The 19664-nt window shown below is 45.0% G+C and carries 12 protein-coding genes and 2 pseudogenes; 12 read left to right on the top strand and 2 right to left on the bottom strand.

The genetic code is table 11. The annotated features are described in order from the left end of the window. From HMPREF9304_RS10950 to HMPREF9304_RS10900, 12 genes and pseudogenes are all read left to right on the top strand, one after another. Window positions 1-227 (top strand): annotated as a pseudogene (locus HMPREF9304_RS10950) (hypothetical protein); the annotation flags it as partial. Between the two features lie 21 nt (window positions 228-248). Beyond that, the gene (locus HMPREF9304_RS10945; RefSeq protein WP_019036208.1) at window positions 249-2333 is read left to right on the top strand and encodes a type IA DNA topoisomerase; all 2085 of its coding nucleotides are present in this window, start codon (window positions 249-251) and stop codon (window positions 2331-2333) included. Between the two features lie 94 nt (window positions 2334-2427). Then, window positions 2428-7155, top strand: coding sequence for a helicase-like domain-containing protein (locus HMPREF9304_RS10940; RefSeq protein WP_036929071.1), 4728 nt, complete (start codon window positions 2428-2430; stop codon window positions 7153-7155). 319 nt (window positions 7156-7474) lie between these two features. After that, window positions 7475-7684, top strand: a complete 210-nt coding sequence (locus HMPREF9304_RS10935; protein ID WP_036929069.1) for a helix-turn-helix transcriptional regulator — start codon at window positions 7475-7477, stop codon at window positions 7682-7684. After that, entirely contained in the window at window positions 7681-10458 is a 2778-nt protein-coding gene (locus HMPREF9304_RS10930) for a type I restriction-modification system subunit M (RefSeq protein WP_036929066.1), read from the top strand. The genes HMPREF9304_RS10935 and HMPREF9304_RS10930 overlap by 4 nt, the downstream gene beginning before the upstream one ends. Before the next feature lie 12 nt (window positions 10459-10470). Continuing rightward, window positions 10471-11121, top strand: a complete 651-nt coding sequence (locus tag HMPREF9304_RS10925) for a restriction endonuclease subunit S (RefSeq protein ID WP_036929063.1) — start codon at window positions 10471-10473, stop codon at window positions 11119-11121. Then, on the top strand, window positions 11118-11702 hold the full coding sequence (locus HMPREF9304_RS10920) for a restriction endonuclease subunit S (RefSeq protein ID WP_052046129.1): 585 nt from the start codon (window positions 11118-11120) through the stop codon (window positions 11700-11702). The genes HMPREF9304_RS10925 and HMPREF9304_RS10920 overlap by 4 nt, the downstream gene beginning before the upstream one ends. A gap of 19 nt (window positions 11703-11721) precedes the next feature. Continuing rightward, window positions 11722-14850: a type I restriction endonuclease subunit R gene (locus tag HMPREF9304_RS10915; RefSeq protein WP_036929061.1), complete on the top strand. Its 3129-nt coding sequence runs from the start codon at window positions 11722-11724 to the stop codon at window positions 14848-14850. A 16-nt stretch (window positions 14851-14866) separates the two neighbouring features. After that, window positions 14867-15622: pseudogene (locus tag HMPREF9304_RS15290) on the top strand (DUF262 domain-containing protein); the annotation flags it as partial. 981 nt (window positions 15623-16603) lie between these two features. Next, a complete protein-coding gene (locus tag HMPREF9304_RS15285) occupies window positions 16604-17164 on the top strand; it encodes a phosphohydrolase (RefSeq protein WP_231564522.1) in 561 nt (186 codons plus the stop codon). A gap of 18 nt (window positions 17165-17182) precedes the next feature. Then, the gene (locus HMPREF9304_RS10905) at window positions 17183-18178 is read left to right on the top strand and encodes a virulence RhuM family protein (RefSeq protein WP_036929057.1); all 996 of its coding nucleotides are present in this window, start codon (window positions 17183-17185) and stop codon (window positions 18176-18178) included. Between the two features lie 130 nt (window positions 18179-18308). Beyond that, the gene (locus HMPREF9304_RS10900; protein ID WP_036929054.1) at window positions 18309-18728 is read left to right on the top strand and encodes a hypothetical protein; all 420 of its coding nucleotides are present in this window, start codon (window positions 18309-18311) and stop codon (window positions 18726-18728) included. A 120-nt stretch (window positions 18729-18848) separates the two neighbouring features. On the opposite strand, the gene HMPREF9304_RS10895 is transcribed toward HMPREF9304_RS10900, so the two are convergent. Further along, window positions 18849-19268, bottom strand: a complete 420-nt coding sequence (locus HMPREF9304_RS10895) for a plasmid mobilization protein (RefSeq protein ID WP_036929051.1) — start codon at window positions 19266-19268, stop codon at window positions 18849-18851. 207 nt (window positions 19269-19475) lie between these two features. Then, a partial coding sequence (locus tag HMPREF9304_RS10890; protein ID WP_036929032.1) for a DUF3408 domain-containing protein occupies window positions 19476-19664 on the bottom strand: 189 nt, incomplete at its 5' end.

The following is a 19664-nucleotide window of genomic DNA, read 5'->3' as shown; positions in this document are numbered from 1 at the left end:
TTTACAAGTGGAATCCTGACAAAAAGCAAGAAACCGGCAAAGAAAAGGTGGTTGCCGTAGCAGAGGAACACAAGACACAGGTTGCGGTCAATAACCACGGCAAGACCAACGAAGCCACCAAAAATGTGAAAGAACCACTCAAAACGGGACAGACACAGCCTACTGCTGAGCAGAAGCAAAAGCAGGACGAGAACAAACAGAAGAAGTCCCGTGGACGTAAGATGTAACCTTTAATTCTATTATCAACTATGATTACTTGTATTATTGCCGAGAAACCCTCGGTAGCCAGAGATATAGCCCGTATCGTAGGGGCTAATACCAGACAAGACGGATATTTAGAAGGTAACGGCTATATGGTTACTTGGGCAATGGGACACCTCATTACCCTTGCCATGCCCGAAGCCTACGGTTTTGCAGCCTATAAAGCAGAAGACCTGCCCATCCGTCCCAATCCCTTCCAACTTATCGTGCGACAAGTGCGCAAGGATAAGGAGTACACATCAGACCCCGCAGCACTCAAGCAACTCAAAGCCATTCGAGTTTGCTTTGACAAGGCTGACCGCATCATCGTAGCCACCGATGCCGGGCGTGAAGGTGAACTCATCTTCCGCTATATCTACAACCATTTGAACTGCCACAAACCTTTTGACAGACTTTGGATTTCCTCCCTCACGGATAAAGCCATCCGTGAAGGACTTTCCAATCTTAAGCCGGGAAGCCATTACGATAATCTCTATTACTCTGCCAAGGCAAGAAGCGAAGCCGACTGGCTTGTGGGCATCAATGCCAGCCGTGCCCTGTCCATCGCTCGCAAAGGCGGTTACTCTTTGGGAAGGGTACAGACCCCGACACTCGCTATGGTCTGCCGTCGGTACATAGAAAATCGTGATTTTTCTTCCGTCCCCTATTGGAAACTCTCCGTAGCAGCAGAGAAAGAGGGCGTATCGCTGAAAGCTGTGAGCAGTAGTGCATTTGACAATGAAGCCGATGCACAGTCCGCTCTCGCCATGCTTCGCGAACAGAGCCGGCTTACCGTGACTTCGGTCGCAAAAAAGGTGGGACATACGTCGCCACCCCTCTTGTTCGACCTTACCTCCCTACAGAAGGAAGCCAACCGAAAGCACGGCTTTTCAGCAGATAAGACCCTCTCAATCGCACAAAGCCTCTATGAGAAGAAAATCACGACCTATCCCCGCACCGGCAGTCGATACATCAGTGAAGACGTTTTCGAGGAAGTACCCACTTTACTTGGCAAGATAGGCACTGCACTTCCGACACCACTTAACCGCCACTCGGTGGACAACGGCAAGGTAACTGATCACCACGCCATTATCCCTACGGGTGAAACAACATCGGGACTATCGACAGATGAAACGACCATCTACCAAATGGTAGTCCATCGTTTCATCGAAGCCTTTTCTCCCGATTCAGAGGAGGAGAGGATGCAGGCGGAACTGACAGACGGTACAAACACCTACATTTGGAAGGCGTGCCGAAGTATCTCCTTGGGCTGGAAAGCCGTGCAGCATAGTACTGGCACGAACGATGAAAAAGGCAAAGAGGAAGAAGAACAGACTTTATCCGTATTGCCCAATCTAATAGAAAACGAGGTGTTACCACTGCTTTCTTCAGAAATTACCGAGCACAAGACCAAGCCCAAACCGCTCTATACAGAAGCGACTTTGCTTTCTGCTATGGAAAACGCAGGGAAAGAGGTCGCAGATGCAGAAAGTAAAAGAGCAATGGCAGAGTGCGGCATCGGTACACCAGCCACTCGTGCCAATATCATCGAGACATTGATTCTGCGAGACTATATCCGAAGAGAAAAGAAAACGGTAGTCCCGACAGAGAAAGGCTTGGCAGTCTATGAGATTGTCAAGGATAAACGAATTGCCAATGCAGAGATGACAGGCTCGTGGGAACTGACCCTTGCCGCCATCGAGGCTGGACAAATGCCACCCGAGAAGTTCGCACAAGGCATCAACTCCTATGTGGAGACGATTTGCGAGGAACTCCTTGCCCTTGCTCCACAGGTACAAAAGTCCTATCCCACCTACCACTGCCCCAAATGCAGCAATGAGAGTGTGGGCATCTATGCCAAAATTGCGAAATGCAGGCACGAGGGCTGCGACTTCCACATCTTCCGTGAAATCTGCGGCACGTTCCTTTCCGAGGACAATATCCGTGATTTGATAACTACCGGGCGAACGCCTATCCTCAAAGGCTTGACGAGCAAGGCAGGCAAGAAGTTCAACGCACGTCTTGTTCTGGGCGAAGACCATACCACCGCCTTTGAGTTTGAAGGAAAGAAAGGCAAAGCACGAGGAAGATAACTCTCACAGAATCGGAGATAAAACAAATTAGTTGGAAGATAGGAAAAATTATCTTCCGACTAATTTTCCCTCTCCATCTTAAAACAGAAAAATTATGGCATACAATAAGAAAGCAGTCTTGGAGGGCAATACGGAAGCCATCCGTGTGATCCTCCGATTAGAGAAAGAACGCCGTGAAGCCACCGAAGCCGAGAAAGTCCTGCTCAGAGGTTATCAAGGTTTCGGTGGTCTGAAATGCGTGTTGAACCGTTGTGATAATCCCGATGACCTCCGCTATTGGAGCGCATCGGAGCAAAACCTGTTCGCGCCTACCCAAAGGCTCAAACAGATGATTTACCGTGATGCCGTCGATGCCAGCACCGCCAAACGCTATTGGGAGAGTATCAAGGCAAGCGTACTGACCTCCTTCTATACCGACACCCGTATCGTCTCCGCCATTGCCGAAGCCCTTAGTGCTGCCGACGTGCAAGTAAGAAGGTGCTTAGACCCTTCAGCAGGTATGGGAGCCTTTACCGAAACCTTTGCCAAAAGTGCCGGTATGGTCGATGCGATGGAGAAAGACCTACTGACGGCGCGCATCACACAAGCCCTCCATCCTTACGGCAAGGATAATATCTTTGTTCGGCAAGAACCCTTTGAAGCCATTGGAGAACTGGAAGAAAAGGACAAGTACGACCTGATTACCAGCAACATCCCCTTTGGCGACTTTATGGTCTATGACCGTAGTTATAGCAAGGGAGAGAATATCCTTAAACGGGAATCCACCAGAACCATTCACAATTATTTCTTTGTAAAAGGGCTGGACACTATCAAGGAGGGCGGACTTCTTGCATTTATTACCTCGCAGGGTGTATTGGATAGCCCCAAGAATGAAGCCATCCGCCGTTACCTCATGCAGAATAGCCGTCTTATCTCCGCCATCCGCCTACCTTCGGGTATGTTCTCCGAGAATGCGGGTACGGATGTTGGCAGCGACCTGATTGTCCTGCAAAAGCAGTCGGGTAAAGAAATTGGTGAGGGCATTGAACAGCAGTTTGTACAAACCGCCTCTGTCCCCAAAGGCGACGGCTTTTCTATTGCGTTCAATCATAACTCCCTCTTCGAGGGCGAATGGAAGGATATTTCCCACCGTACGATTGCCATAGACAGACAAATGGGTACAGACCCTTACGGTAAGCCTGCTTGGGAATATACGTTTGACGGCAGTATCGAGGATATGGCTGACAGCCTGCGCACACAACTCTCTTTGGAAGTAGAGCAGCGTTTCGATCGTAAACTCTATGAAACCGGCATACCCATGACCGAGGAGGAATGGCAGGTACACATGGACAAGATGGTGCAAAAAGTACAAGAAAACATAAAAACGGAAGGAATACCTCAAGAACAGGAAATCAAGGATAAGGAGGAAAAGAAAGAGGACAAGGAAGATGAAAAAGAAGAAGAAAATACCTACAATTTGATGCCCGACAGCACCAAGAAGCAACTTCCCAAGCTCTATGCAACGGAAAAACAGCTCATTGGCGACCGCACGGCATACGCTCGCTATTTCTTTCCTATGGGAGCCTATACCGCTTATATGCTGGAATACGACCCCAAAGAACGCATCGGTTTTGGTGCCGTAACGATGGGCTACGGCTGGGAACTTGGGTATATGTCCCTTAAAGAAATGGAGGAAGTAAAGGTCAAAGGCTTGGGTATTGAGCGGGACTTATACTTCAAACCCACAAAGTTGCACGAGATTGCGGAACTGGAAGAGATTGTCAGAGAACAATACACTAAAGAACCCATCATTGAGGAAATCAAGGATGAAAGCCGTCAGGAAGTGCAGAAACCTGTACAGGAAGACAATCAACCACAAGCAATGGTAGAACAAGTCGAGGAGGTTTTGAAAGTCGAAGAAGCTGCGCCAGTTTTACATACAGAGCCTGAAACCGAACCAGCCCCAGAAGGTGTCCCCGTAATTACCCTTCAAAGACAATACGAACAAGAAAGCCGTGAAATTCGCACAGACGTGGAAGCCCCACGCGAGATGAACGGTCAGACGGTATTCTTTGATGAAGACCATCATCCGATTATGGATAGCACCATAGAGACAGAAGCCATGGAACAGTTCTTGTTTGCCCCAGAGGAATATAGTCTTTGGACACAAGATGTAGCCCGTGTAAATAATGAAATCAAAGAGGCTGCTCAACAAAAGAAGGTCAGCGATAACCAACCACTTTCTGCGAGCAGGCAACCCAAGCCGGCAAGAAGCACGCCAAGCAGTTCCCGCAGAAGCAAGAAAACTGCATCTGCTCCCGTCAGAGAGCCCTCGCTCTTTGACTTTATGGAGGAAGCCGAACCTCGCAAGCCACAGCCCATAGCAGAGGTTAAGAAAGAGTTTGATGCTTCACCGCGTCCGTTCCTTTCTTCTCCCGACTCACATTTGCGTGACGGCTCGATAGTCGTACAGAATGGGCAGGTAGGTTTCCTGTCTGACTTGAAACGACATCCTACCTTCAACCCGATGGACTTACCCTTTGCTCAGCTCTCACGGCTGAAAGCATATATTGAGATTAGGGAGAGTTATCACCGACTCTATGATTATGAGGCGAACAACCAAGCGGAGGACAAGGAAGAGCGTGAGAAACTCAATCGGCTTTATGACGGCTATGTAGGTCGTTGGGGGTACTTCAACCAGAAGACAAACACCGATGTCATCAAGATGGATGCCACCGGAGTGGAAATGCTGTTCTTGGAACGCTCCGAGAACGGCAAGTACATCAAGGCGGACATCTTCGACCACCCGACGGCTTTTTCCACCTCCGAACTGTCCATAGCTTCAGACCCGATGGAGGCATTGGGCGCATCACTCAACAAATACGGCACGGTGGAGCTTGACTATATGAGTTCTTTGCTTCCCGATATGGAAGAGAGCGATATGCTTTCTGCTTTGGAAGGACGCATCTTCTACAATCCCGAAGAGGACAGCTATGAGGTAGCCGACAAGTTTATTTCTGGCAATGTGATTGAAAAGGCGGAGCGTATCGAGTCGTGGCTCTTGGATCATCCGGAGCATGAGGAAGCGAAACAGAGTCTGACTGCCCTGCGTGCCGCCACTCCCACGCCCATTCCCTTTGCTGATTTGGATTTCAACCTCGGTGAACGCTGGATACCCGCGAAAGTCTATGGCAAGTTCGCCTCGGAGTTCTTCGAGACGGACATCAGGGTGAGTTATCATTCTAATATGGACGAGTATGCCATTGGCTGCGACCAAAAGAACGGTAATATCTGGCACAAATATGCTGTACAAGGTGAGTTTAGACGCTATGACGGACTCAATTTATTGAAGCACGCACTTCACAATACCATTCCTGACATTAACAAAAGCAAGACCATACTTGATGCGGAGGGTAATGAGAAGACGATTAAGGTTCGTGACGGTCATGCCATACAGATGGCAAATGCCAAGATTGAGGAAATCAGACAAGGCTTTGTAGATTGGCTCGGACGGACACCCGACACGTTCAAGGAGCAGCTCTCTGACCGTTACAACCGCCTTTTTAACTGCTTTGTGCGTCCCAACTTCGACGGTACGCATCAGTCGTTTCCCGACCTCGACCTTAAAAGATTGGGCATACAAGACCTTTATAAGAGTCAGAAAGATGCCGTGTGGATGCTGAAGACCAATGGAGGTGGTATCTGCGACCACGAGGTCGGTGCAGGTAAGACGCTTATCATGTGTACAGCAGCCTACGAGATGAAGCGGTTGGGATTGGCTAACAAACCGATGATTATTGGACTCAAAGCAAATGTATTCGATATTGCCGACACTTTTCGCAAGGCTTATCCCAATGCCAAGATACTCTATCCGGGAAAGAATGACTTCAGCAAGCAGAATCGCCAACGCATCTTCAATGACATCAAGAATAATGATTGGGACTGCATTATCCTCACGCATGAGCAGTTCGGCATGATACCGCAAGCATTGGAGATACAAGAAGCGATTTTGCAGAAAGAAAAAGATTCTGTAGAAGAAAATCTTGAAGTGCTCCGTATGCAGGGAGCGGACATTTCCCGTGCCATGCTCAAAGGTTTGGAGAAACGAAAACAGACCTTGGAAGCCAAGTTGCAGGGCATTCAAGACAGCATTGCCGAGCGCAAGGACGATGCCGTGGATTTCAAGATGATGGGTATTGACCACCTTTTTGTAGATGAAAGCCATCAATTCAAGAACTTGATGTTCAACACCCGCCACGACAGAGTGTCGGGCTTGGGCAATCCGGATGGCTCACAGCGTGCGCTCAATATGCTCTTTGCCATTCGCACCATACAGGAGCGGTCAGGCAAGGACTTGGGAGCAACTTTTCTTTCGGGAACTACTATCAGTAATTCGCTAACAGAATTATATTTGCTCTTCAAATACTTGCGCCCGCAAGCCTTGGAGAAGCAGGGCATTAACAGTTTCGACGCATGGGCTGCGGTCTTTGCCAAGAAGTCCACTGACTATGAGTTTTCCATCACCAATGAGATTATTCAGAAGGAACGCTTCAGAACCTTTATTAAAGTGCCTGAACTTGCCTCGTTCTATGCGGAGATTTGCGATTTCCGCACAGCAAAGGATATAGGCATCGATCGTCCCGAAAAAAACGAGATACTCCATAACATTCCGCCGACACCTGAACAGGAGGAGTTTATCGGCAAGTTGATGGAGTTTGCCAAAAACGGTGATGCCACGCTTTTGGGGCGTGCGCCGTTGAGCGAGAGTGAGGAAAAGGCAAAGATGCTGATTGCAACTGATTACGCCCGCAAAAGATTCAAGAATTTTGTATCTTTCAGATAATCAACAAACTAAGAACGAATAAAGGATAAATGGGTTACGAGATGGAAACGAGCGAGTTTCTTTCCCTCTCTTTATTCTACATTGCTTCAAAGAACACTATGTTCTATGTTGCAAAGGTAATGAAATTCCAATGAAAAGTAATAAGAGTCGAAGAAAAATATCAAAGAAAACTATCAAAGGAAACCGAAACATAAGAATTTCTATTTGATTTAGTTCGGGTTTGTTGATACAAAGATTTTTGAAATTTTTCTTTTATCTGGAAGAAAAGCTATACCTTTGTATTTGTAGAAGTATAATTTTGACATTACCAAATCATCGTATGACGATAATAAATAGAATAAAGGTTGTGCTTGTGGAGAAGCAACGCACAAGCAAATGGTTAGCCGAGCAGCTTGGCAAATCAGAGAACACGGTTTCTAAATGGTGCTCTAATAAGGTACAACCATCATTGGAGATACTATACGAAATCGCCAAGTTATTAGATATAGAGGTTCGTACCTTGATAGTCCCCTCAAAAGAACAGGTATGAATAAGAATCAATTAGCCAATAAGATATGGGCATCTGCCAATAAGATGCGCTCCAAGATAGAAGCCAATGAGTATAAAGATTATATTCTTGGTTTTATCTTCTATAAATTTCTGTCGGAGCAAGAGACCAAGTTTCTCTTGTCAGAAGGGCTTACGAGGGAAGAGTTTATCGATGAAATAACAGAAGAACACCCAAAGAATGTGGACTTACTACAAAACAGAATAGGGTATTTCATCGCTTATGAGAATCTTTATACCACATGGCTCGAAGCAGGACATGACTTTTCGGTAGCTAATGTACGTGACGCTCTCTCTGCATTCAACCGATTGGTCTCTCCCAGCCACAAAAAAGTGTTTGAAGGCATTTTTGATACTCTGCAAGATGGTTTGAAGAACCTTGGCGGTACAGAGGGAGAGCAAACGAAAGCCGTCCACAATCTGCTTAATCTTATTAAGGATATACCCATGAATGGCGGGCAAGACTACGATGTGTTGGGCTTTATCTACGAATACCTCATCGGTCAGTTTGCCGCCAATGCGGGCAAAAAGGCAGGAGAGTTCTATACACCCCATGAAGTGTCGCTTTTGATGTCTGAAATAGTGGCTCATCATCTACGCAATCGGCAAACCATTTCTATCTACGACCCTACAAGTGGCTCTGGTTCACTGCTGATCAACATCGGCAAGTCAGTAGCACGACATATCGCAGGTACAGACAAGGTAAAATACTACGCACAAGAGTTGAAAAAGAGCACATTCAACCTCACTCGCATGAACCTTGTGATGCGGGGTATCATTCCGGACAACATCGTGGCACGCAATGGTGACACGCTCGAACACGACTGGCCTTACTTTGAGGATGGCGACCGTGAGGGCACTTACCATTGTCTGCACGTAGATGCTGTGGTTAGCAATCCTCCTTACTCGCAACCATGGGCACCACCTCGCAAGAGCAAGACTGGCATACAAATAAAGATTGACCCTCGGTTTGAATATGGTATTGCCCCAAAAGGGAAAGCCGATTATGCTTTCTTGCTCCACGACCTTTACCACCTCAAGAGTGACGGCATCATGGCTATTGTCCTGCCACATGGGGTGCTGTTCCGTGGAGAGCCGGGCGATCAGTCCGAAGGCTCCATTCGTCAGAAACTGATAGAAAACAATCATATTGAAGCTATTATCGGACTGCCTGCTGACATTTTCTTCGGCACGGGCATCCCCACAATCGTAATGGTGCTTCGCAAGGACCGCACCGACAATGGTGTGCTCATCATAGATGCCTCCAAAGGTTTTAAAAAAGAGGGAAAGAAAAACAAGCTGCGTGCCTCCGACATTAAGCGGATAGTGGATACGTATATTGAGAAGCGGGATGTCCCTAAATTCTCCCGAAAGGTAAGCAAAGAAGAGATACGACAGAACAATTATAACCTCAATATCCCACGCTATGTCAATTCATCAGACGCTCCCGAAACGTGGGATATGTACGGTATCATGTTCGGCGGTGTCCCCAAAAACGAACTTACACCATTCCAGCCCTACTTTGATGCGTTCCAAGGATTGGAGCAAGACCTCTTTACGGAAACTAACACTCCCTATACTCAAGTGAAAGTTTCGGATATCGGGCAAACTGTGAAAAATCATCCTTCTGTAGCAAGGTTTGTAGCAGACTACAATGATGCGTTCTCTGCCCTGGAGCGGTTTCTAAAGGAAAGGCTTATTGGGCAGATGGAACAACTGAACATTGCCGAAGAGGAGGAATATATCACCCGACATATTTTTGACAGCCTACAGAGCGTGCCACTCGTGGATCGCTTTGAAGCCTACCAGCTTTTTGCCGATAAATGGACAACCATTACCCAAGATTTGGAGGTTATCCAGTCCGAGGGGTTCGGGGCTACTCGTATGGTAGATCCCAATATGGTGGTCAAGAAAAAAGACGACAAGGAATATGAGGTTCAGGAGGGCTGGATGGGACGAATACTCCCCTTTGAACTTGTGCAGACCACACACCTGAAAGAGGAGTGGACTGCGCTTAGGAGCATGGAAAAGCGTCTGGAACAAGCCACTGCCGATATGGATGCCACTTTTGATGAATTGGACGAAGAGGAACGCGCCAAAGTGACTAATGACGATGGCACGATGTCCATAAAAGAAGTGGAACGCCGTCTTGCCGAGTTGCTTGCCGATGTGGAAACCGAAGAAATATCCGCCTTGGATGAATACCTGCTTTGCTCTCGCAAGAAAGAGAAACAGGATTTCATCACCACTCATACGGAAGTGGATTGGCAGCGCATGGAGCCTGCCAAGGACGGCACCTATGCAGCCAAGAAGGTAAGAGAGCGGATCGCAAGCCTGCGTGAAGGCTATCCTTTTGAGGAAGAAAGCACAGAGGCTAAACTGATTAAGATTGCCAACCTCTCGGCTGAGATTAAGAGGCTGAAATCAGACATTAAGTCGGCAGCTGCCTTTTTGCACGAGCGTACCAAAACAAAGATTGAGCAGGGACTGACGGATGACGATGTCAGAGAGTTGCTTTCCCTGAAATGGATTAAGACACTATCCGAACACCTGATGCAGTTGCCACACACCGTTGTAGACGGATTTTCTCAACAGTTGAGCGAACTCACACGCAAGTACGACACCACACTTGTGGATGTGGAGAGTGATATTCGCGAGGCTTCCGAGTCGTTGGCCGGTATGATTGACGAACTGACCGGCTCCGAGCATGACATGGCGGCTCTTGCCGAGTTCAAGCAACTGCTCCTACACGCTTAAACGCTTAAGACAATGAAAAAGAATAAACCCGAAATAAGATTCAAAGGATTTGAGGAAGAGTGGGAAACGACCAAACTCGAAGAAATATCTTCTAAGGTTACTGAAAAAAATAATGCCCGTAAATATGATGTCATTTTTACTAATTCTGCGGAGTTTGGTATTATCGATCAAAAGGAATATTTCGACCACAATGTTGCCAGCTCTGAAAATATCCAAGGTTACTATGTGGTTATACCTAATGATTTTGTATATAATCCTCGAATCTCTATATCTGCGCCGGTGGGACCGATAAACCGCAATAAACTTTTATATACGGGGGTAATGTCTCCCCTTTACTACGTCTTTAGATTTAAGGACGGAGAAATGGATTTGTCTTATCTTGATTATTTCTTTAAGAGTTCGGGATGGCACAGCTTTATGTATCAGAATGGGAACTCAGGTGCTCGTTCTGACCGTTTTTCAATAAATGACAGCGAATTTGTGAAATTGCCTATTCAACACCCAAATTCAGATGAACAACGCAAAATAGGAGCATTGCTAACAACGCTTGACAAACTCATCCGCAAGTTGGAGTTGAAGTTGGAGAAACTGCGTAATATCAAGCAATCGCTTCTAAATCAAATGTTTATAAATGTTAACGGGGGGGGTACGCGATACCGATGATTAGATTCAAGAACTATAATAACAACTGGCAGATGAAACCTTTAGGATTGGTAGCAAACAAGTATTTCGTTTCAAATCAAAATATTCACCATCAAAATCTCTTGTCTTTGAGTTATGGGAAAATAAAGAAAAGAGACATAAACTCAGACAAAGGGTTGTTGCCTGCTTCTTTTGATACTTATCAGATAGTAAAGGATGGAATAATAGTAATGAGGTTTACGGATTTGCAAAACGATCAAAAAAGTCTAAGGGTTGGATTAGCAAAAGAAGAAGGTATTGTCTCCCCTGCCTATGTTTGTATCTCCATAAAGGATAATACAACAGAAGCTGCTTTTTTGTATCAAGAACTCCACTATTATGATGTTGTACTCAAACAGTTTTACAAGATGGGAGATGGTATGCGACAGACTCTGTCCTATACAGATATTGTATCCATGCCCGTAACCATTTCCAACATTCGTGAACAACAAGACATAGTGGGTTTTTATGATGATTTGGAAACCTATATCACGAAATGTGAAACTAAACTTTCTAAGACCCGCAGAATTAAGCAGAGCCTACTGCAGAAGATGTTTGCCTAACCGAATAAAGACAGAGAAGATGAAATTTGAAGACGAAGCCAAGTTTGAAGACGCCCTCGTGGCGGAGCTTATCCGCAACGGATGGTCAGAAAATGTATTGTATTACCCCACGGAAAAAGAGTTGATACAAAACTGGGCGGACATCCTTTTCCGAAACAACAGCGGCAAAGACCGCCTGAACGACCAACCGCTCACGGAGGGCGAGATGCGCCAAATCATTGAGCGGATAGAGGACTTGAAAACGCCGGTGGCTCTCAATGGTTTCATCAACGGAAAGACCACCAACATCACACGAGACAACCCCAACGACCCCGCACACCTGGGCAAGGAGGTAAGCCTCTCTATCTATGACCGACTGGAGATAGCGGGCGGCAAGAGCCACTACCAGATAGTGCGCCAGCCTAAGTTTGAGCGGGGCAAACGCATATTGCCCGACCGCAGAGGCGACCTGCTCCTGCTCATCAACGGCATGCCCGTGATACACATTGAGTTGAAAAGTAGCAAGGTGCCTGCCATTCAGGCTGCTAACCAGATAGCCAAATATTCGCACGAGGGGATATTCTCCAAGCTCTTCTCATTGGTGCAGATATTTGTAGCAATGAATCCGGAGGAGACACTCTACTTTGCCAATCCCGGGCAGGGTGGCAAGTTCAACCGTGACTATTACTTCCACTGGGCAGACCCAAACAACGAACCGGTCAACAACTGGAAAGAAATAGCCTCAAAACTACTCTCCATCCCGATGGCACACCGCATGATAGGCTTTTACACCATTGCAGACAAGAGCGATGGCATATTGAAAGTGCTACGGAGCTATCAGTACTATGCCGCCAACTCCATCAGCATAGCGGTAGCCAAGAATGATTGGAGTACCCAGGAACAGAAAGGTGGTTATGTGTGGCACACCACAGGGTCTGGCAAGACGATGACCAGCTTTAAGGCGGCACAGCTCATTGCCGCATCGGGCGATGCCGACAAGGTAGTGTTTCTCGTGGACCGCATAGAGCTTGGCAACCAGAGCATTCTGCACTACCGCAATTTCGCAGGCGACAGCGAAGATGTGCGCGACACCGACAACACCGGTATTCTGATAGACAATCTGAAAGATTCCGACACCGGCAGCACGCTTATTGTTACCTCCATTCAGAAGATGAGCCGTGTGAACAATAGGGAAATAGGCAATCGGGCCATGGATCTTGCCATGATACAAGACAAGCACATCGTCTTTATCGTGGATGAATGCCACCGCAGCACATTTGGGGATATGCTCATCACTATTAAAGATACCTTCCCCCGGGCTTTGTTTTTCGGCTTTACAGGCACACCGATTAAGGATGAGAACCAAAAGAACATGAACACCACGCAGACCGTGTTCGGTGAAGCGTTGCATCAATATTTGCTTGCTGATGGAATCCGAGACAAGAACGTGCTTGGCTTCGAGACCAAATTAGAGGAAACATACAAACAGCGAGACTTGCGCAAGGCCGTGGCGCTGGAGCAAGCCAAAGCCACGACAGTGGAAGAAGCCATGGCGGACGAGAAGAAAAAAGCCGTCTATCTGAAATTCACACAAGGTTCCACTGTGCCTATGACAGGATATAAAGCCGCCGATGGATCGTACATTAAAGGAATAGAAGATTATCTACCGGAAAGCCAATATGACAGGGACGAACATCACAGAGCCGTGGTGGGAGACATCAAGGACGGATGGAATACGCTTAGTCAGTGCGGGAAATTCCACGCCCTGCTTGCCACACGCAGCATTTCGGAAGCGATAGAATACTATCGGCTGTTCAGAGAGATGATGCCCAAACTGAACGTAACGGCACTCTTTGACCCTACAATTGATAATGTGGATGGTGCCATATACAAAGAGGACGGGTTGGTAGAAATCCTTGAAGGCTATAATGAGATGTTCGGTTTGGTATTCACCATACCTACTCACGCACAGTTCAAAGTAGATGTGTCTCTTCGTCTGGCTCACAAGGAACCATATAATCGGATTGAGCTTGAGCCCAAGAAGCAGATAAACCTGCTCATCGTGGTGAATCAGATGCTCACAGGTTTTGATTCCAAGTGGATTAACACGCTCTACATTGACAAAATGATGGAGTATGAAAACATCATTCAAGCTTTCAGCCGTACCAATCGTTTGTTCGGTCCGAACAAGCCTTTCGGAATCATACGTTACTATCGCCGTCCGCACACTATGAAACGAAACATAGACAAAGCAGTGGAAGTATATTCAGACGGCAAACCGGTAAAACTCTTTGCCGACCCACTGGTGTACAATCTGCGAAAGTTGAACGAGTTATTTGCCGACATAAAGTTTGTGTTTGAACACGCAGGCATTGCCGATTTTATCAAACTACCGGATGGGGATGCCGAACGCGGTCAGTTTGCCAAACTCTTCCGCTTGCTGAATGAGCATCTCGAAGCGGCACGCATACAAGGATTCCGATGGAATAAGCGTAAGTACAAGTTGAAAACAGAGGATGGCAAGCAAACTATTATAGGAGTACTCATAGACGAACTGACATTCAACACCTTGGTACAGCGTTATAGAGAATTGCAAAACAGTGGTGGTGATGGCGGTGGTACGATTGAAGACGTACCCTATGATATTGACCCTTATATTACCGAAATAGATACAGGGATAATTGATGCAGAATATCTGAACAGTCGTTTTGAGAAATACCTGAAAGTGCTTAATGGAGGAACCGCTTCGGAAGCAGAACGTCAGTCTGTATTGGCAGAATTGCACAAGTCGTTTGCATCACTCTCTCAAGAAGAACAGCGTTTTGCCGTCATATTTTTGCACGACGTGGAAAATGGTTCAGTCAATATGGAGAGTGGAAAAACGTTTAAAAACTACATCATTGAGTATCAAACAAAGGCGCAGAACGACAGCATTCGTAAAGTATCAAACGACTTTGGTATTGATGAGAATTTGCTACGAGAGGTTATGAATGCTCACGTTACAAGAGACAATCTGAATGAATACAACCGTTTTGCCAACCTCATAGACACAGCTGATGTCGAAAAGGTAAAGACGTTTTTTGAGCATCAAACGGGAGAAGCTTTATCTATATTCAGAGTGAAACGAATATTAGATGAATATATGCGTAAATACATTTTAGAAGGATAATCATCATCATAATAATATGGCAGTAAAATCAAATGACACCAATCTGTCTGAATTGCTGAAGACAGTAGGAAACGGTAAAAGTCAATTACCCGATTTCCAACGCAGTTGGGTATGGGATGACACAAGAATTTGCAAACTCATAGAAAGCCTGACTTCTGGATTTCCCATGGGGGCTGCAATGTTTTTGGATTACAGTCCAGATGCAGGCATAAGATTCAAATATCGACTATTTGAAGGAGTCGACAAGAAATACGAAAGTGCAGTACCCGACTCTTTGGTGTTGGATGGGCAACAACGTCTCACAACACTCTACCAAGTATTTATGAGCAAAGCTCCTGTTATTACAAGGACAGATACAGATAAGGAAAGTGTCATCAAGAGATACTATTATATGGATATAAAAAAGGCAATTGATCCGGAAGCGGACCGATTAGATGCCATTATATCCATATCTGAGGATAAAACCAAAACAGAAAACATAGGCAGAGATATCATTCTTGATTTGCGTACAAGGGAAGACGAATATAAGAACCTGATGTTTCCGCTTAATCTCACCTTTTCTGACACCATGGACTGGATATGGGGACTGATAACGTACAATAAGGAGGTAATGCCCATTGTCCAAAAGTTTCAACAGGAGATTTTGGAACCCCTTAAAAAATATACCTTCCCTGTTATTACCCTTGCCAAGGATACTACGCCTGAGGCTGTATGCCAAATCTTTGAGAATGTGAACACCGGCGGTGTTACGCTCACAGTTTTCGAACTTGTTACAGCAAAGTTTGCCGCAATGGGTAGTAAAAATCTTAGAGAAGAGTGGAATAAGCTGAAAACAGAACTCAACAAGAGAAACGATGATTTACTGAAAGACTTATCGGGGCCGAACTTCTTAACTTCCATGACATTACTTTTGTCCTATATGAAAATGGAGAAAGGGGAACGGCAAACAGTGTCTTGCAAAAAGAAGGATGTATTGAAGCTCGAATATAATGAGTTCTTCGCACATCTTGAAGGTTTAAAACAAGGTTTTACTTCAGTTGCCAATTTTATGGTTCAACAAGGAATCTATAAATCAATAGACATTCCTTATAGCACCCAACTCATACCTCTTGCCGCCATATTCGCTTACGACAATATGAATAGCAAGAAACTGGGGTTAATGCATAATCTGGAGTTGTTGTCTAAATGGTTTTGGTGCGGGGTGTTCGGAGAATTATATGGAAGTGCCAACGAGACCCGATTTGCTCAGGATATTGTTGGTGTTTTCGAATGGATGAACGATGCCAATACTGTTCCCGAAACCGTTACAAGGGCAAATTTTGATGCTACTCGGTTGTTATGGCTTCAGACACGGAATAGTGCCGCTTATAAAGGAGTAATGGCTCTGATAAATAGGCAACACCCGAAGGATTTTATGAGTGGACAAGATATGGGAATAGCCAATTATTTGTCAGAAATTACAGACATCCACCATATCTTTCCACAAGCATATTGTACAAAAGAACAATTGCCACCAAGGAAATGGAATTCGGTAGTAAACAAGACACCTATTTATGCAACAACCAACCGTTCAATAGGAGGAAAGGCTCCGAGTCTGTACATTCAAACCATTCGCAATAAAGGAGTCGTCGAAGAAAAGATAGATGACGCTTTGGAATCCCACAACATAAATCCTGCTTTGCTAAAGAGCAATAGTTTTAATGCCTTTATTGTTGATAGAGGTAAACGACTTCTCAATTTGATAGAACACGCAATGGGTAAAGCTGTATCCGGGCGAGAAAGCGATTCAACCATTCAGAACTTTGGAGAGGCACTTACAGCAAACAAGGAGAAACTCACGCAAAACATCGTGGGCATTGCAGCAGATTTAGCCAAGAGGCTGCACGAGGGACAGGTTGATAAAGCAGGGGCAGATTACTTTAGCGGACATTTGTCTGCTGTTGCCTTGATGGGCACAACTTGGAAAGAACAAGTGTTAGGCTATCTACATGATGCAAGTGAAGATACACCGCACACGGTGGATGAGGTTTTGGATATGCTGGATAAAGATTTAGATGAACCCTTGTCAAAGGAATGGAGGGAAGAACTTGCAACGGCATTGCTTCTACTCAATAATCATACAGCATCCGATAGGGAAAGTTACATTCATGCTATCGGGACTAATGAACTTGCTACTGCTGTAAAATTACACGACCTAATCCATAATATGGACTTGTCTCGCATTCCTAATCCAACAGAGAAAGATTTAGCAAGAGCAAATCGGTATAGAAGAGAGTATGACTATTTGAACAGTATCTATCGGAATAAAATATAGGAACAAAGTGATTCAACGATGGAAAGCAAAATAATTTTATATACTAACGACAATGGTGATGTAAGCATCCAAGTGCGTTATGAGGATGGTACATTTTGGCTTACACAAAAACGTATGGCGGAACTATTCCATGTGAATGTTAGTACCATTAACGAGCACTTAAAAAGTATCTTCGGTATAGGAGAGCTATCGGAAGAGGGAACTATTCGGAAATTCCGAATAGTTCAAAACGAAGGTGCTCGTCAAGTGACGCGAGATGTCACATTCTACCCTTTGGATGCCATTATTGCCGTAGGGTATAGAGTAAATTCTGAGCAAGCTACACACTTTAGAAGATGGGCCACAAAAGTGCTTAATTCTTTTATTACCAAGGGTTATGTACTTGATAAAAACCGATTGAAGCAAGGCGAACAGTTTGGGCACGATTATTTTAAGGATTTACTAGAAGATATTCGTGAGATACGTGCCAGTGAACGACGCTTTTATCAGAAAATTACGGATATTTATGCACTGTCAATTGACTACGACAAGCAAGCACCAGAGACAAAGTGTTTCTTTGCTTCAGTGCAGAATAAGTTGCATTGGGCTATTTCCGGACAAACGGCAGCTGAAATTATCTACGGAAAGGCTGATGCTAACCAGCCTCATATGGGACTGACTACATGGAGACATGCCCCAGACGGAAAGGTGATGAAATCTGATGTACTGATTGCCAAGAATTACCTTGACCAAAAACATATGACAGCCATTAATCGCCTTGTATCTGCCTATCTTGATTTGGCAGAAGATCGCGCTGAGCAGGAAATACCCATGACCATGCACGAATGGAGCACATTGCTTGATGGATTTCTTACGATTGCAGGACGTCCTTTGCTTGAAAGACCAGGGAGTGTCTCTGCTTTAGAGGCCAAGTTGAAAGCAGAACAAGAATATGAAGTATTCCGTCACAAACAAGATGCTGAATATATATCAGATTTTGATAGAGAAATAAAGCGGTTAAAAGGAGAGGAATAGTGTTTATAAAGCACCTAAGTATGATTCAATATCTCATAGTCCTATTCTCCTTCTGAATACTGCCAGGAAAGAAAACTAATTGCAAAGAAATAAAAATTACTACAAATATTTATAATATAACAGGAATTGTATGAAAAAATCATTTCTTATTTTTCTAATGATAATATCATCCATCACCATGCTAGCTCAAACCAAGAAATACTATTGCGAAGTCAAAGGGATTGAGAAAGAACTATCATCGGGCCTAAAAATTGTTTTTGATTTTGGAAACAATCCCGTGTATTCTGCATGGGGTGGACTTAAAAGTAAACAACAATTGGTTGATGAAGAAGGAGAAGAAATCCCATTTAACAGTATGGTTGATGCAGGTAATTACATGTCTGACAAAGGTTGGACTTTCGTTCAGGCATATACCTCAGTTTATGGTTCTCAGGCTATCGTTCATTGGATATTCTATAAGGAAGCAACAAACCCAAATGTAGCAGTCAAGGGGATAATGACTAAAGATGAATACAACAAAACAAAGAAGAATGATAGAAATTCTAGATAAGATAAACATTCTTAATCGTTAAAATGTTGCTTCGTAGAACCAAATTCTTTTAGATAGTCTTCTCATCGGATAATCTGCTGCAAAAAATGCTTGGAGACATATAATTCCATCGCACATTCCTTATTTCTCTCGATAGTCAATGGTTAAACTCACTGCTTTTTCTTGCAAGGCAGTGAGTTCTTTTGTCAAACCGATAAGCTCCCGCAACAATGTCTGTATGCTTTTCTCTGCCGTATAAAGGCGCATTAGTCGTACCACCTGATTGTAGTTCACCCCAATTTTATATACTTGGGCTGTGAGTTCAGAGAGCTTGCGATAATACTCCACGGCGGACTTGTCCACCGTTATCACCTTGAAATGCTCACCCAATAATCTTGCGCGCACGAACTCTGACTTGGACATTGAGCCTGATTTGTGATAGAGGTCTATCACTCGTATTTGGTCTTTCGGGTCTGGTAAACGGACGTGCCAATCGTCCCACTTGTCGGGCATGTCACCATACTTTTTCGCTACTCTTTTCCTTGATTTATCGCTTGCCATATTCTCTTGTTTTTATTTCTCTAATCACGACTTCGGAGTGATTTTATTCCCCATTTGGGGCAAGGGTCTTTGTGGGACAAACGGCAGTTTGTGTCACAAAGACACACCTTGCTGATGTAGAAAATGGGATTATAAGCCCATGCCGTGTTACTGCATTCACTGAATACAGTAACTCAGCGTAGGCTTGCATTCGAGGAATGCAGTACTTCAGAGTTTCCGCCATCTTTCCACATCATCTTTGTATTGGTCGAGATGTTCTCGAAGCACCTGCTCCACATATCCTGAAACGCTTGCTCCCTGCTCACCGATTTTCCTCACCACGAAGTCCAACTTTCGTTGAGTTTCCTCTGATACATACACGGCTTTGCGGTGGCTGTTGCGAAAGGGCTGGAGATA

This window comes from Hoylesella timonensis S9-PR14, from assembly GCF_000762405.1.
Lineage (GTDB): Bacteria > Bacteroidota > Bacteroidia > Bacteroidales > Bacteroidaceae > Prevotella > Prevotella timonensis_A.
The sequence above is the reverse complement of the archived record's forward strand: the minus strand, read 5'-3'. Positions and strand labels throughout refer to the sequence as shown.

What these genes read in the sequence shown, in the direction of transcription:
- HMPREF9304_RS10905 (WP_036929057.1), top strand. Translation starts at nt 17,183, where the DNA reads ATGGAAAGCAAAATAATTTTATATACTAACGACAATGGTGATGTAAGC.
- HMPREF9304_RS10945 (WP_019036208.1), top strand. Translation starts at nt 249, where the DNA reads ATGATTACTTGTATTATTGCCGAGAAACCCTCGGTAGCCAGAGATATA.
- HMPREF9304_RS10900 (WP_036929054.1), top strand. Translation starts at nt 18,309, where the DNA reads ATGAAAAAATCATTTCTTATTTTTCTAATGATAATATCATCCATCACC.
- HMPREF9304_RS10915 (WP_036929061.1), top strand. Translation starts at nt 11,722, where the DNA reads ATGAAATTTGAAGACGAAGCCAAGTTTGAAGACGCCCTCGTGGCGGAG.
- HMPREF9304_RS15285 (WP_231564522.1), top strand. Translation starts at nt 16,604, where the DNA reads ATGGGTAAAGCTGTATCCGGGCGAGAAAGCGATTCAACCATTCAGAAC.
- HMPREF9304_RS10935 (WP_036929069.1), top strand. Translation starts at nt 7,475, where the DNA reads ATGACGATAATAAATAGAATAAAGGTTGTGCTTGTGGAGAAGCAACGC.
- HMPREF9304_RS10925 (WP_036929063.1), top strand. Translation starts at nt 10,471, where the DNA reads ATGAAAAAGAATAAACCCGAAATAAGATTCAAAGGATTTGAGGAAGAG.
- HMPREF9304_RS10895 (WP_036929051.1), bottom strand. Translation starts at nt 19,268, where the DNA reads ATGGCAAGCGATAAATCAAGGAAAAGAGTAGCGAAAAAGTATGGTGAC.
- HMPREF9304_RS10940 (WP_036929071.1), top strand. Translation starts at nt 2,428, where the DNA reads ATGGCATACAATAAGAAAGCAGTCTTGGAGGGCAATACGGAAGCCATC.
- HMPREF9304_RS10920 (WP_052046129.1), top strand. Translation starts at nt 11,118, where the DNA reads ATGATTAGATTCAAGAACTATAATAACAACTGGCAGATGAAACCTTTA.
- HMPREF9304_RS10930 (WP_036929066.1), top strand. Translation starts at nt 7,681, where the DNA reads ATGAATAAGAATCAATTAGCCAATAAGATATGGGCATCTGCCAATAAG.